We start from the raw sequence: 14,661 nt of genomic DNA, 5'->3' as shown, positions 1-14,661 counted from the left end.
CCTTTGCATCTTGATGAAGTTGTCCTAGAATAATAGGTGACCATAATAATTGGAAAAGAGGGATAAACCATGAAATTGTTTATTGATACGGCTAATGTAGAGGAAATCCGCAAGGCACACGAGCTGGGCGTTATCTCCGGTGTAACAACGAACCCTTCCCTGATCGCGAAGGAAGGCCGAGACTTCTTCACCGTCGTAAAAGAAATCATTTCTATTGTTGGCGACATTCCAGTGAGCGCCGAAGTTATCTCCCTTAAAGCCGATGAAATGGTTGAGCAGGGCAAGAAGCTGGCAGAAATCGGCCCTGGCATCGTAATCAAGCTCCCTATGACTCTTGAGGGCTTGAAGGCGACTTCGCAATTCAGAGATCTTGGCATCAAGACGAACGTAACCCTGATCTTCAGCTCGCCGCAGGCGCTTCTGGCTGCCCGTGCAGGCGCAACGTATGTATCGCCGTTCATCGGCCGTCTGGATGACATCAACCAGGTCGGTATCAACCTGATCAAGGAAATCCGTCAGATCTTCGTAGCGGGCGGCATTGAGAGCGAGATCATCTCTGCGAGCGTTCGCAACACGACACATATTATTGAAGCGGCTGCTGTTGGTGCGGATATCGCGACAGTGCCTTACAAAGTAATTGAATCGATGGCTAACCATCCGCTGACCGATGCGGGCATCGAACGCTTCCTGAAAGACTGGGAAGGCGCTAAGCAGAGCCAGTTCTAATCACGCATTTGCATAGATAACTGATAGAGAGCTTCACCTAAGCTGTCCCATGAAGGATTTAATCCGGATTGGGACAGCTTTTATTATTTTCACGTAACCGCTTGCAGAAGAAGAGGCTGTTTGATAAAATGGACTCAGTTTTTAGTAAATTTATTAACTAAACAAAAGCGCGGCATAGATTGGCGGTGAATGATTTGGCAACGATCAAAGACATTGCGATCAAGGCCGGGGTATCGACGGCGACCGTATCACGGGTGCTGAACAACGACCCGGCGCTCTCGGTAAGCGAGGAGACAAGGGGCAGAATCTTCTCCATCGCGGAAGAGATGGGGTATAAGCCGTCCAGACTGCGCAGGCAGAAACGGGTTAAGGAGCTGGCTAGACAGGAGATTGGTCTGCTCATGTGGTCTTCACCGGAGCAGGAGAGGGAGGACCCCTACTTCTCAGCCATTAGGCGCGGTATTGAGTTCAATGGTGAGGAGCTTGGGATTGCCGTCAGCAAGATCATCCGGGGCAGTGCGCCTCTTGATCCCCTGCCGTTCCAGCAGCTTGACGGGCTGATTGTTATCGGGTCAATTGACCATGATGATGTGATCAGGCAGCTTGGCCGTGAAGACCGTGTCGTCTTCGTAAACCATTCTATCCAGCGGCCGGGGTGTGATTCGGTTAATCTGCATTTCGGGGAAGCTGTGGAGTCGGTCATCCGGCATCTCATATCCCTTGGACATCGGAGGATCGGCTATATCGGCGGACACGATTGGATTCACAAGCTGGGTGATGAGGCAGGAGGCCGCCCGATTGCGGAGGCAAGACGGTTATATCTGGAGCGCATGCTGTCTGAGCAAGGATTGCTGCAGCCAGAGCTTGTGCTGGAGGGAGACTGGACCACAACGAGCGGCTACAGACTGATGAAGCAGCTGCTTGCCTTGGATGAGCGGCCAACAGCCTGCTTCATTGCAAGTGATCCCATGGCGATTGGGGCTTTGAAGGCTCTGCATGAGGAAGGCGTTCAGGTACCATCGGAGATGGCTATTGTCGGGTTCGACGACATTGAGGTATCGGCCTTCGTTAACCCTCCGCTCACAACCGTGAAGGTGTATACCGACCAGATGGGCCGCACGGCGGTTCAACTTCTACTGGAGCGGCTGGAGGGAAGGGAGGCTGCCGTCCATGCAACAGTGGGCACGAGGCTCATCATCCGGGAAAGCTGCGGAGGGGACAGAAGGTCGGGAGAAGCTTGACGGGTGTCAGAACGGCCAGTGTTCAGGTATCATCGGCGGACTGTCTTCTAACCATACGGACTGTCCCCGTAAATCCACATAAATGGAGGAATTAAAATGGGTATTCATATTGATTCACACCGACAGTTGTTTCACCTTCAGGCCCGCAATACCAGCTATGTGTTCCAGATTGTTGGCAGGGGCTATCCGGCGCATCTGTATTGGGGCAGACGGGTACGGGGCACACAGCTCACGCATCTGCTGGAGATGACTCCGCGCGCTTCGTTCAGCCCTAGTACAGATGATGAGAATCCGGCGCTTACCCTTGACACCCTGCCACAGGAGTATCCGGGGTACGGCAGCTCGGATTTTCGAAGTCCTGCTTACCACGTAGAGCTGCCTGATGGTTCAGCCGTCGCAGAGCTGATCTACGACTCTCATGTCATCCATAAGGGCAAGCCTGCTCTTGAGGGTCTGCCGTCTACTTATGCGGAGTCCGAAGACGAGGCGGAGACGCTGGAACTGACGCTTAAGGATACACACAGCGGACTGCGCGTAATGTTGTCCTATACCGTATTCGAAAACATGGATGTTATAACCCGCTCCGCCAGGCTTGTGAACGACGGCAATGGAGTGCTTCAGCTCAAGCGGGCGCTCAGCATGAGTCTGGATTTTGCGGGCGACCAATTCGAAATGGTGCAGCTGTCGGGGGCCTGGGCGCGGGAGCGCTATATGCACAAGCGCAGGCTGGTGCCGGGCATGCAGTCCGTCGAGAGCCGCAGAGGCTCAAGCAGCCATGTGCAAAATCCGTTCCTCGCTCTGATGGCTGACGGCGCGGATGAGGATCATGGCGATGTGTACGGTATCAGCTTTGTGTACAGCGGCAGCTTCCTTGCGGGGGTTGAAGTGGACCAGTTTCACAGCGCCCGGCTGTTCATGGGGCTGAACCCGTTTGATTTTGGCTGGCGGCTGGAGCCAGGAGAATCACTGCAGACACCGGAGGTCGTCATGGTACATTCCCATGAAGGGCTTGGCGGGATGTCGCGGACCTACCATGATATCTATCGTTCCAGGCTCTGCAGAGGGGCTTTCCGGGATCAGACCAGACCAATTCTGGTCAACAATTGGGAAGCCACGTATTTCAACTTCAATGCGGACAAAATTGAGTCCATTGCTAAGGCGGGCAAGGAGCTCGGGATTGAGCTGTTCGTGCTTGATGACGGGTGGTTCGGCAAGCGGGATGATGACACGACATCGCTCGGTGACTGGTTCGTAGACCGGAACAAGCTGCCGAATGGCCTGGAGGATCTTGTGAAACGGGTGCGGGACATGGGCATGCAGTTCGGGCTATGGTTTGAGCCGGAGATGGTTTCAACAGAGAGCGAGCTGTACCGCAAGCATCCGGACTGGTGCCTGCATGTGGAAGGCCGCCGCCGGACGAAGGCGCGCCATCAGCTGATTCTTGATCTGTCGCGGCAGGATGTACAGGATTACATCGTTCAGTCTGTATCAGATATTTTGGCAAGTGCCCCTATTACGTATGTGAAATGGGATATGAACCGGAATATGACGGAGATCGGCTCCGCTCTCCTCCCGCCGGAGCGTCAGCGCGAAACGGCACACCGCTATATGCTTGGCCTGTACAGTGTGCTGGAGCGTATTACAAGCACATTCCCTGATATCTTGTTTGAGAGCTGCTCGGGCGGCGGCGGACGCTTCGATCCGGGAATGCTGTATTACATGCCTCAGACCTGGACCAGTGACAATACAGATGCCGTCTCCCGGCTAAAAATTCAGTACGGCACCAGCCTTGTCTATCCGGTGAGTGCAATGGGCGCACACGTGTCAGCCGTACCGAATCATCAAGTGGGACGCATAACGCCTCTGGAAACACGCGGTCATGTCGCGTTATCCGGAAACTTCGGCTACGAGCTGGATCTGACGAAGTTCTCCGAGAAGGATAACGAGATCGTGAAGCAGCAGGTGGAGCTTTACAAGGAAATCCGCCACCTGGTACAGTTTGGTGACTTTTACCGCCTGCTGAGTCCATTCGAGGGGAATGATACGGCGTGGATGTTTATCTCGAAGGATAAAAGGGAAGCCTTCGCGGTATATGTGTCCGTGCTTAAAGAGCCTTATGCTCCGCTTTCGCGATTCCGCTTAAAAGGAATGGACCCGGGTATGAATTACCGGCTTGACCTGGATGGGGAGCATTATGGCGGTGACGAGCTCATGTATGCAGGTCTTCCCGCACCGCAGTTCCACGGGGATTTTGAGAGCCGAGTCTACCGGCTGACTGCTGTGGACTAAGTTAAGCGAGCACAGTCTGCAACTTTTTGTGGGCACATTCGTTAATAGTTACGGAGGTGTTCATACCGATGAACAAACACAACAGATGGATGATTATGGGGGTAACCATGCTGCTGGCTGTATCCTTGTCGGCCTGCAGCGGAGACAATAAGGAGACCGCTCCTGCTGCAAACAACGGCAGCAGCCAGAACACTCCGGCACCGGCAGAACAGCCGGCAGAGCAGCCGGACGAGCAAGCCGGAGAAGACACGGTCCTTCAAGGAAGCGGCATTTATAACGGACAGCAGGACAGCCACTCGATTGAAATCGAGACGGAGGATGGTCCCAACACCTATGAGATTGCAGAGGGCATGGAAGAAGTGCTCACGGAGCTGAGTGAAGGCGATAAGGTGAAGTTCGAATATACAGAGCTTACGGTCCAGGGCAGCGAGTCGGTTAAGCAAAGACAGCTTACTAAGCTGTGGAAGGACTCGGAAACCGGTTCAGCTGGCGGTAAAGCGGGTGCCGGAGCTGCGACCGGTTCGGCTGACAGCGGCCAAGCCGCGAGCCTGCCTGCAGAGCAAACCTTCGAGCTGGAGATGGAAGGGATGACCGAGAGCCGGACTGCGAAGCTGGCTGAAGCGGACGGATACTCGCTGTATGTCTTCGATGGCTTCACCTTCAAGCCTGAGGAGGACCGGCTTGTTATGGATATCGATAACGACTATTATGTGGATATCACCAAGCTGCCTTCCGACTATAATCTGGATGAGCTGCGCCGGGAGGCAACTGCCGACTTGAAGGAAAACGGGGACGTCCGGGAGCTGACAGGAGACGAAATACATCCGGCTATGCGGGATGCTTCCCTGTTTCTGATGAGTTCAAGCGACAATCTGACGAGGGAAATGATTGTGAAGGAAGTGGATGGCCAAGGTTACATCTTCCATGTCAACATGCCGCATGAGGAAGCATCGGCGGGATTTGGCACACTTGCCTTCACATCGCTGGATTCGCTGGTCAGTTCCTAGCAAAGTCCGTATCAATGTAATCATGCACGATTTAAGACCGTTCAGCAGTGTGAATCTCACAAGGCTGCACGGTCTTCTGTCTATTAACTGCCCAGCTGGTCATATAACGTATATAAGGGTAATAAATGCTAGGCATCACATCTTGCCTTAAGATAGGATGAACACGAGGAGGGATCCGATGGATAAACAAAATCTGGCGAAAGAAATTTGCAGTATGTCCAAACTAACCGGCCAATACCGCTTGAAGACAGGCGGTTTGGCCGAGACTTATATCGACCATTACATGTTTCAATCTGATCCCAAGCTGCTGAAGCGGGCGGCAGGTTACCTGGAGCCGTTGATTCCGCCTGGGGTTGATGTGTTGGCTGGAATCGCAGTCCGTGGTATCCCAATCGCTACAGCACTTTCTCTGCAATCCCAAATTCCGGCGGCCTTTGTCCGTAAGCATGCGGAGCCCTATGGCACCTGCAGGCAGGCAGAGGGCATGCGGATTGAAGGCAAGCGGGTAAGCCTGATTACAGATCTCGTGGATGAAACGGATGAACTGATCCAGCGGGCTTCAGAGCTGCGCCAAGGCGGGGCTGACGTAAAGGATGTGATCGCTGTTATTGCATGGAATCCTGCTGCAGCAGAAGAGCTGAAGCGGGAAGGGCTGCAGCTGCATGCCTTGTATGAGAAGGATGAACTGCTGAATGTCCCAAAGCAGATCGAGGACTAGTACTTGAAAGACTTGGACCGGGAGAGGGTAGGTATAGAGAATGAATAAGGTGGACATGATGCAGCGGCTCGCTAATTATCCCGTGCTGTCGAGGCCGATGGATCAAGGGTATATTGAGGCCCGGTTTGTCCCGGTTGAAGGGATAGAAGCGGTAGATGAGTCACTGGTAAGCAATGTAAGCATTATCCCTGTAGTAGGGGGCCAGTACGCGGTCATGCAGCTGTCCGACGGCCGTTGGGAGCTTGCTGGCGGTACGCTGGAACCGGGTGAGCATTATATGAATGCTTTGAGGCGGGAGGTTATGGAAGAGCTTGGTGCTGAACTGGTGTCCTTTCGGCTGATGGCCCAGATTATTAATCATTCCAGCGCCCCAAAGCCTTATAGGCCGCATATTCCGCATCCTGTATGCATCCGGTTAATCGGCTACGGAGAGATACAGGTGGTCTGCAGCCCGTTGAACCCGCCTGACGGAGAGCAGGTCGCCGCAGTGGAAACGGTAAGTATCGACGAGGCTGTCCGTCGCTTTCGTTCGATCGGCAGGGAGGACATCGCGGAATATTACTTGTACGCTCACCAGCTGCGGACAGCTGGACAGGCCTAGGGGAGGAGAAGCACGGCGTGGACAATCCGAGAGTAATGTCTGCCTTAAAACCAGTCAAGCGGTCCGTTCTGCGGTTAACTCTTGGCAAATGGTTCTACCGAACCCGGCGCTATGCCAGCTGGTATTGGCCTGGGAAGCGCTATGCTGACAAGCCGGCTCTTCACGCGGGACGTCTTCCCTACACGATCTTCACTCACCGGACGCCAACCCTTCGCAAGCTGAAGGATGTAGACATGTGGCTGCAGCATAACAAGGTCCATAATCTGAAGCTGGCATGCAGCAAGCTGGACGGGGTGATCATCAGACCGGGCGAAACCCTGTCTTACTGGCGGACAATCGGCAATCCGAGTAAGCGCCGCGGTTATGTGGAGGGAATGGTCCTTTACTTTGGCACCTTCAAGCCAGGTTATGGCGGCGGGCTCTGTCAGCTCTCCAATCTGATCTATTGGATGACGCTGCATTCCCCGCTAACAGTCACCGAGCGCCACAGGCACAGCTATGATGTATTTCCGGACGCCAACCGGAAGCTTCCGTTCGGCTCGGGAGCAACCTGTGCTTATAATTATCTGGATCTTCAAATATGCAACACAACAGAAGCCTGCTACCAGTTATGTCTGCGGGTGGCAGACAATGAGCTGGTCGGCTCCTGGCGGTCAGATGCGGTGCCTGTCCACACCTACAAGGTATATGAGAAGGCGCACAGAATGCAGGCTGAGCCTTGGGGCGCGTATACCCGTCATAACGAAATTTGGCGGCATGTTTATAACATGGACGCTGGACTGGTTAAGGACGAATACATAACTGAGAATCATGCCTTAATGATGTATGAGCCGCTTCTGGCCGAAGCAGCCGGGCCTGCAGCTGATGTACAGCAGGCTTAGGCCATGGACAATCCGCTGCGGTATGGAGTAAGGTAATATAAGATGAAGTCAGCACAGGATTAGGAAAGGTTGAGAGGCAGTTGAAATTCAGACCATGCATTGATCTTCACCAAGGGAAAGTCAAGCAGATCGTAGGGGAAACACTGCAGGAGGATGCCAGCCAGGTAGTAGAAAACTTTGTATCCGAACATACGCCTGCCTATTATGCGGACCGGTTCAAGCAGGATGGCCTGACGGGCGGTCATGTCATTATGCTCGGCAGCGGCAACGAGGAAGCGGCCGGGGAAGCGCTACGTGCATACCCGGGAGGCTTGCAGATAGGCGGCGGCATCAAGGCCGACAATGCTGCAGCATGGCTTGAGCGTGGTGCTTCGCATGTTATCGTCACCTCCTATGTGTTTCAGGATGGAAGGTTGCGAATGGACCATCTGGACCAGCTTGTGTCGGAAATTGGCAGAGAGAAGCTGGTAATTGATCTCAGCTGCAAGCAGAAGGACGGGACTTGGTATGTCGTGACTAATCAGTGGCGCACATTCAGTGATTTTGAGCTGAACCAGGACAACATTCGCATGCTGGAGCAGTACTGTGACGAGTTCCTGGTCCATGCTGTTGATGTGGAAGGTAAGCGTACCGGCATTCTAGAGCCGCTGGTATCCAAATTGACGGAGTGGGTATCGATACCGACTACCTATGCCGGGGGAGCCAGATCCTTGGAGGACCTGGCACGATTCCATGAATTGGCAGAGGGTAAGATGGACATTACAGTCGGAAGTGCGCTGGATCTGTTCGGCGGCAGTCTGCCTTATAAGGAAGTGCTGGCCTACTGCAGGTAAGACTGGGGTTATACAGAAGATCATTTTACAGGGTCCTGAGTCATATATTGTAAAATAGTGCTGCGGCTCCTACAGTTATTGTTGCCGCTTGGTATGATTAATTAGGTTTCTAATTACATACTGGGAGGATGAATTAATGAGAAGGAGCAAGTGGTTTGCAGCATTGGTATTGAGTTTTGTAATGATGGTAACGGTAGCAGCTGGTTACAAGCCTTCGGAGGCTTCCGCTGCGACTGCCCGGACACCTGTGGTGTTCGTACACGGTTTATCAGGATCTGACTCCAATTTCTCTTATATCAAGAGATATCTGCTGAGCCAGGGCTGGACGAGCAGTGAATTGTATGCGATTGATCTCCCTAGCAAGCAGGGCAATCAGCTGCTAAATTCTGCAGCCATTGAGAACTTTGTAGATGATGTTCTGAGAAGAACGGGCCACAGTGAGGTTCACCTAATCGGACACAGTATGGGCGGAGCGAACAGCCTGTACTACATCCTGAACCGTGGCGGAGCGGCCAAAGTGGACAAGCTGATCACGCTTGGCGGCGCTAACCGTCTGACAACAAGCTATGCTCCAGCCGGAGTAGACGTTACATCCATCTACTCGACAAGCGACACAATCGTTTCACCTACGCTTTCGAGACTCTATGGCGCTAACAACATTCAGATTTCGGGCGTTTCGCATATTGGCCTTATCTTCAGTTCCTACGTAAATGGTCTTGTGAAAGCAGCTCTTCTGGAGTAGTTATTACCTTTTTTGTTGATTTGAAGCTCCTGGTATTGTGCGGCGGATAAGCTGCATAATACCAGGATTTTTGCCGTCATAAGCACAATATTGCTTGTAGATACCGTGGACGGCACCCGTTGTAATGGAGTAAAGTAGGGTTGAACGGTACTTGGCAGTTGAGTAATTGTAAGCGGTTAACCCAACTGGCAGGTTAACAAGTGCAGAGAGAGGAGCATACATATGAAGCTGGAGCAGGGACAGAAGCTGTTGTTCATCGGCGATTCAATCACAGATTGCGAAAGGGCAAAGCCGGAAGGGGAAGGGCTCTTCGGTGCACTCGGCAAAGGCTACGTGTCACTGGTTGACGCGATGCTGCAGGCCGTCTATCCGGAGCTTGGCATCCGGGTTGTCAACAAAGGAATCGGCGGCAATACGGTCCGTGACCTGAAGGCCAGATGGCAGGAGGATGTTATTAACCAGGAGCCGGACTGGCTGGCAGTGATGATCGGGATCAATGATGTGTGGCGGCAGTTCGATGTGCCGAATATTAAGGAATGGCATGTCTATATGGATGAGTATGAACATACGCTTCGGGAATTGACATCTGCCGTCAAGCCGCGGGTGAAGCAGCTGGTTCTGATGACTCCGTTCTATCTGGAGTCTAATGAACAGGACAAGATGCGGCAGAAGATGAATGAGTACGGCTTGGTGGTCAAGCGAATAGCAGAGGAGCAAGGTGCGCTGTTTATCGACACCCAAGCTGCCTTTAATAAGGTATTAAAGGAGCTGTATTCCGCTACTCTAGCATGGGACAGGGTACATCCCACTCAGGCCGGTCATATGGTGCTTGCCCGTGCCTTCCTGAATGCAGTGGGATTTGATTGGCAGCGCAGCTAAGGTTATCTGCATTACATGTTCTATAATAACAAAATGAAGCGGCAGTCTGACACGCATATTAGGGGGCGGGAGCATTCTAATACTAGTACAGTCTGCCGCTTCTGTCGTCATAACGGCTCTGTATCCTGTTCACGCTTGCGGTACGTAACAGGCGTGCAGCCGAAGCGCTGCTTGAACATAGTGTTGAAGTAGCTAAGATTGTTGAAGCCGACATCAAGTGCGACTTCCATTACCTTCTTGTCGGTTTGGCGAAGCAGCAGCGCTGCTTGCTGTACGCGGTAATCATTAATGTACGATACAGGGCTCTTGGTCGTGATGTTCTTAAAGAACCGGCAGAAGTACGCTTCGCTCATAGATACCTGGCCTGCCAGTTCCTTAAGCAGAATAGGCTCCGGGTAATGCTGTTCAATATATTGAATGACCTTCTTCAGCCGGTCGATCCGGTAGCTGCCCGTTCGTGCTTTCTTGCCTAGATCGCCCGGAACGCCAAGCAGCAGAAGCTTGGAGAGGATCAGGCACAGCAGGCCTTTGGTTGTCAGCTCATATACAGGGGACTTTGACCTGTTGACGGCAAACAGGCTGTTAAGCATCCCGAGTATATCGCGGCCTTCTCCCGTCTGTCCCGTGATATGGACGGGAACAGTGTAATTTTTCCGCATAAGAGGCTGTATATATTGATCGTGCACAATATCGATTGCACCGCCGCCCAGCAGCTCCGCATGAAAGACGACCGCCTCGAAGGAGCAGGCTGAACTGCCTGCCACATAACCCGAATGAAGCTCGCCAGAATTGACGAAGATGGCTTCGCCTGCTTTCACCTCGTAATCATGAACATCCACCCGGAAGACGGCCTGCCCCTCCGTGACCAGCAGCAGCTCAAGCTCATCATGCCAATGCAGGTCCAGCAGCGGCTCGTCAGAGGCAACATGTATATCATAGGTGCTCACCGGATAGACCGGGTCGCCGTGCTTGCGGTTTTCCTTCAGCGTTGCCTTGTTCATAGACCCGCCTCCTGGCGTGTAATAATAGTTAAATGTCAAAATCGTGATAAAGAAAGGCAAAATCGGGTGAGAAATGATCGCGGATTGTCAATATCATTATAAGCATAGACAGGGAGGGATCTCAAATGAAGTTTACCGACGGTTATTGGCAAATTCGTGAAGGCGTTACCATTTCCTATCCGATCGATGTTCGTGATGTGCAGGTCAGCGGCAGCGATTTATCCGTATACTCCGCCTGCAAGTTTGTGGAGAAGAAAGGCGATACCCTCAACGGTACGATGCTTACGGCGGAATTCAGCTCGCCGCTTAAGGATGTTATCCGGGTGCGCTGGACGCATCATGCCGGAATACGCAAGGTTGGGCCGGAGTTTGAAACAGCACATGACGCTTCAGTACAAGCAGATATTGCCAATCATGGCAATCATGTTATGTACCAGAACGGCTCGCTAACTGCCAAGATCCGTACCAAGGGCGGATTTGCACTGGATTTTCTATATGGCGGCAAACGTCTGACAGGTACCTCAATCAAAGGAGCGGCTTATCTTCAGGATGAGAAGGGACAGCCGTATTTCCGTGAAATGCTGGACTTAGGCGTAGGGGAACAAATCTATGGTCTCGGCGAACGCTTCACTCCGTTCGTCAAGAATGGCCAAGTGGTTGATATCTGGAACGAGGACGGCGGCACAAGCAGTGAGCAGGCTTACAAGAATGTGCCGTTCTACCTGTCTAGTGCCGGCTATGGCGTATTCGTCAATCACCCGGAACGCGTATCCTTTGAGGTGGGCTCCGAGGTTGTATCCAAGGTTGGCTTCAGCGTTCCGGGCGAGAGCCTGGAGTACTTCATTATTGGCGGCGACACGCTGAAGGACGTGCTTGACAACTACACGGCGCTGACAGGCAAGCCCGCGCTTCCTCCGGCATGGTCGTTCGGCCTCTGGCTGACCACATCGTTCACGACCGATTATGACGAGGCGACGGTTAACAGCTTTATCGAAGGCATGGCAGAGCGCAATATTCCGCTGCATGTGTTCCATTTTGACTGCTTCTGGATGAAGGAATATCAGTGGTGCGATTTTGAGTGGGACCCGGACATGTTCCCGGACCCGGAAGGCATGCTGCGCCGTCTGAAGGACCGCGGCCTGAAGATCTGCGTATGGATCAACTCGTATATTGCCCAGAAGTCGCCGCTGTTCAAGGAAGGCGCCGAGAAGGGTTATCTTGTGAAGAAGCCAAACGGCGATGTGTGGCAGTGGGACAAGTGGCAGGCCGGCATGGGGCTGGTTGATTTTACGAATCCGGATGCCGTCCGCTGGTATAAGTCGCATCTGGAGCGTCTAGTCGATATGGGTGTCGACTGCTTCAAGACAGACTTCGGCGAACGCATTCCGACTGATGTCGTTTATTATGATGGCTCTAATCCGCAGAAGATGCATAATTATTACACGTTCCTGTACAACAAGGCGGTATTCGAGGTGCTCGAAGACAAGCTCGGCAAGAACGAGGCGATGCTGTTCGCACGTTCTGCGACAGCCGGCGGTCAGCAGTTCCCGGTTCACTGGGGCGGCGACTGCTCGGCGACGTACGATTCCATGGCGGAAACGCTGCGCGGCGGCCTGTCGCTCGGCCTGTCGGGCTTTGGCTTCTGGAGTCATGATATAAGCGGATTCGAGGCGACTGCTCCGCCGGATATTTACAAGCGCTGGGTAGCCTTTGGCTTGATGTCCTCACACAGCCGCCTTCACGGGAATGAGTCGTACCGGGTGCCATGGCTGTTCGACGAGGAGTCTGTTGATGTCCTCCGCTATTTCACGGAGCTGAAGAGTGCACTGATGCCGCATCTATTCCCGTATGCGGTCGAAGCGAGCAAACGCGGCCTGCCGATGATGCGGGCAATGGTTCTGGAATTCCCTGAGGACCGCACAACCCACCATCTGGACCGGCAGTATATGCTGGGCGAGCAGCTGCTTGTAGCGCCGATCTTCAATACAGAAGGCTTGGCTGATTACTACGTGCCGGCTGGCCGCTGGACGAATCTGATCACTGGTGAAGTGATTGAAGGCGGCAGATGGGTGCAGGAGCAGCACGGCTACATGACAATGCCGCTGCTGGTACGCCCGAACAGCCTGATTGCGATCGGCAAGGACAACCAGCGTCCGGATTATGATTTTGCCGATGACGTAACGCTCCATCTGTTCGAGCTTGAAGATGGTGCTGAAGCGAGGACAGTTGTCTGCGGAATGGACGGCAGGGAAGAGCTGACAGTTCGTGCAGTTCGCACAGGCAGTACGATTGAAGTAACCGCAGAGGGCGCATCGAAGCCTTGGCATCTCGTGCTGCGCGGCATCTCAAGCATCACATCGGCTGAAGGCGCTTCGCAGGCACAATCGGCTGAAGGCGTGAAGCTGACGCCGAGTGCTGGAAGCCTGATCATCCAGCTGTAACCGAATATATACTCCTGCAGCTTACAGGGCTGCAGGGAGCAAGAGGACTGCCACACCGGGAATTCCGGCGGCAGTCCTCTTCTTTTGTGACTAGCCGTCTTACTTCTTAATAACGGACATCTTGCCATTCGTCTCTAGAATGACTGCCTCAACTTGATCTAGCTCCATCATTCCCTGGGTGCGTACATACTGCATGACCTCGTTCTCGACTACCCGTTCCTTGCGCATGGCCTCCCGCCTGAATTCCCCCTTGTAATACAGCAGCTGCGGCTCCGATTTAATCATTTCCTCGAAACGGTCACTTCGTACAGCCGACCAGGCGACCAGGTACTGCAGGCCGACCAGCAGGGTCAATGCCAGTATGCCTTCCGTAAGTGAGATATCCTTATTAAGCACTACTGTCGCCAGCGTGGAACCGATCGCCACGGTCACGACGAGGTCAAAGGCATTCATCTTCGAGAGGGTACGCTTGCCGGCAACCCGCACGAGAATGACCAAGTAGACGTAAGCTAGCACCCCGATCACCAGGATACGCAGCAGATCCATCCAAGAGTCAAAAAACATACCAATCTCCTCTCTTCACCGTTAAGTTTCCTTTAGGTTACGTTTACCCCTGACAGACATGATCTAAAAAGCTCAGGCTGAAACGATAATGAAAGGAATTTGCAAAATGTCGTGAACGAAAACATCTTCAATAACCTTTAACCGCTTCCGATATAAAACATAGCTGCCTAGTCGTATTGGAATGGGGAGGACCTAATGGAGGTTTTAACACTTGTCTATGCTGTCTGTTTTTTTGGTGCAGCCGTATTTGGCGTTAGTCCTGCAGATTTAGTATTGCAGCTTGTAATTGGTACGATTTTACTGGGGATTTACTTGGTTCTGCGGCATGACCGGCGCGAGCAGGAGAAGTTTCGAATGTGGCTGGACGCGAACCGGCTCCAGATATTATCGGACCGAGCCTTTTATAACCATATCGAGATTGACCGTCATACGAAGTTTGTACAATTTGATGCAGCGGTCTCTTTTGGCATATTCAGTACACGGCGGACGAGCCGCTTGTTTGTGAGAGAAGTTCATTTCACTCTACTGCAGGGAATGCTGTTCAGTTTGATAACGCTGATGTTTGGATGGTGGGCCTTGCCAGTCGGTCCGTTCAGGTCCATCTCGGTACTATGGCGCAACGTAAGAGGCGGTCACAAGATAACAGCTCAGGAGCTTATAGGCTAAATAGCTTTAATCCTATATCCATTACAACAGGAGGCAGTACGAACAACAAATAACAGCGCCTTGAAGCCGACT

14 protein-coding genes are annotated in these 14,661 nt (G+C 52.8%); 12 read left to right on the top strand and 2 right to left on the bottom strand.

The window, feature by feature from the left end; genetic code table 11:
- The first annotated feature begins 69 nt into the window (after nucleotides 1–69).
- From fsa to DNH61_RS08725, 10 genes are all read left to right on the top strand, one after another.
- Entirely contained in the window at nucleotides 70–726 is a 657-nt protein-coding gene (fsa, locus tag DNH61_RS08770; RefSeq protein ID WP_111146280.1) for a fructose-6-phosphate aldolase, read from the top strand.
- Nucleotides 727–920: 194 nt separating this feature from the next.
- Nucleotides 921–1,967 (top strand): LacI family DNA-binding transcriptional regulator, encoded by a 1,047-nt coding sequence (locus DNH61_RS08765; RefSeq protein WP_111146279.1) that lies wholly within the window; start codon nucleotides 921–923, stop codon nucleotides 1,965–1,967.
- A 96-nt stretch (nucleotides 1,968–2,063) separates the two neighbouring features.
- Nucleotides 2,064–4,256, top strand: coding sequence for an alpha-galactosidase (locus DNH61_RS08760; RefSeq protein ID WP_111146278.1), 2,193 nt, complete (start codon nucleotides 2,064–2,066; stop codon nucleotides 4,254–4,256).
- Between the two features lie 68 nt (nucleotides 4,257–4,324).
- Nucleotides 4,325–5,263: a hypothetical protein gene (locus tag DNH61_RS08755; RefSeq protein WP_111146277.1), complete on the top strand. Its 939-nt coding sequence runs from the start codon at nucleotides 4,325–4,327 to the stop codon at nucleotides 5,261–5,263.
- 178 nt (nucleotides 5,264–5,441) lie between these two features.
- Nucleotides 5,442–5,981 carry an orotate phosphoribosyltransferase gene (locus DNH61_RS08750; protein WP_111146276.1) on the top strand — a complete coding sequence of 180 codons (540 nt, stop codon included), beginning with the start codon at nucleotides 5,442–5,444 and terminating at the stop codon, nucleotides 5,979–5,981.
- A 40-nt stretch (nucleotides 5,982–6,021) separates the two neighbouring features.
- Entirely contained in the window at nucleotides 6,022–6,582 is a 561-nt protein-coding gene (locus DNH61_RS08745) for an NUDIX hydrolase (protein ID WP_111146275.1), read from the top strand.
- Nucleotides 6,583–6,617: 35 nt separating this feature from the next.
- Complete coding sequence (locus tag DNH61_RS08740; RefSeq protein ID WP_111146323.1) at nucleotides 6,618–7,463, top strand: VanW family protein; 846 nt, start codon at nucleotides 6,618–6,620, stop codon at nucleotides 7,461–7,463.
- Nucleotides 7,464–7,543: 80 nt separating this feature from the next.
- Nucleotides 7,544–8,296 carry a phosphoribosylformimino-5-aminoimidazole carboxamide ribotide isomerase gene (gene hisA / locus DNH61_RS08735; protein ID WP_111146274.1) on the top strand — a complete coding sequence of 251 codons (753 nt, stop codon included), beginning with the start codon at nucleotides 7,544–7,546 and terminating at the stop codon, nucleotides 8,294–8,296.
- Nucleotides 8,297–8,432: 136 nt separating this feature from the next.
- On the top strand, nucleotides 8,433–9,038 hold the full coding sequence (locus DNH61_RS08730; protein WP_111146273.1) for an esterase/lipase family protein: 606 nt from the start codon (nucleotides 8,433–8,435) through the stop codon (nucleotides 9,036–9,038).
- A gap of 222 nt (nucleotides 9,039–9,260) precedes the next feature.
- A complete protein-coding gene (locus tag DNH61_RS08725; RefSeq protein ID WP_111146272.1) occupies nucleotides 9,261–9,917 on the top strand; it encodes an SGNH/GDSL hydrolase family protein in 657 nt (218 codons plus the stop codon).
- Nucleotides 9,918–10,024: 107 nt separating this feature from the next.
- Here the strand turns inward: DNH61_RS08725 and DNH61_RS08720 are convergent, their stop codons facing one another.
- Nucleotides 10,025–10,918 carry an AraC family transcriptional regulator gene (locus DNH61_RS08720; protein ID WP_111146271.1) on the bottom strand — a complete coding sequence of 298 codons (894 nt, stop codon included), beginning with the start codon at nucleotides 10,916–10,918 and terminating at the stop codon, nucleotides 10,025–10,027.
- Nucleotides 10,919–11,043: 125 nt separating this feature from the next.
- On the opposite strand from DNH61_RS08720, the gene yicI reads away from it, so the two are divergent.
- Entirely contained in the window at nucleotides 11,044–13,359 is a 2,316-nt protein-coding gene (gene yicI, locus DNH61_RS08715) for an alpha-xylosidase (protein WP_111146270.1), read from the top strand.
- Between the two features lie 99 nt (nucleotides 13,360–13,458).
- Here yicI and DNH61_RS08710 read toward each other — a convergent pair whose 3' ends face one another.
- Complete coding sequence (locus tag DNH61_RS08710) at nucleotides 13,459–13,923, bottom strand: DUF421 domain-containing protein (RefSeq protein WP_111146269.1); 465 nt, start codon at nucleotides 13,921–13,923, stop codon at nucleotides 13,459–13,461.
- 195 nt (nucleotides 13,924–14,118) lie between these two features.
- Here DNH61_RS08710 and DNH61_RS08705 point away from each other — a divergent pair, with 195 nt between their 5' ends.
- Nucleotides 14,119–14,589, top strand: a complete 471-nt coding sequence (locus DNH61_RS08705) for a hypothetical protein (protein ID WP_111146268.1) — start codon at nucleotides 14,119–14,121, stop codon at nucleotides 14,587–14,589.
- Nucleotides 14,590–14,661: the final 72 nt, after the last annotated feature.

Origin of the sequence: Paenibacillus sambharensis, from assembly GCF_003233845.1 — a bacterium.
GTDB classification, from domain to species: Bacteria; Bacillota; Bacilli; order Paenibacillales; family Paenibacillaceae; genus Paenibacillus_I; species Paenibacillus_I sambharensis.
Note: the sequence above shows the minus strand (reverse complement) of the source record. Positions and strands in the feature narration are given on the sequence as shown.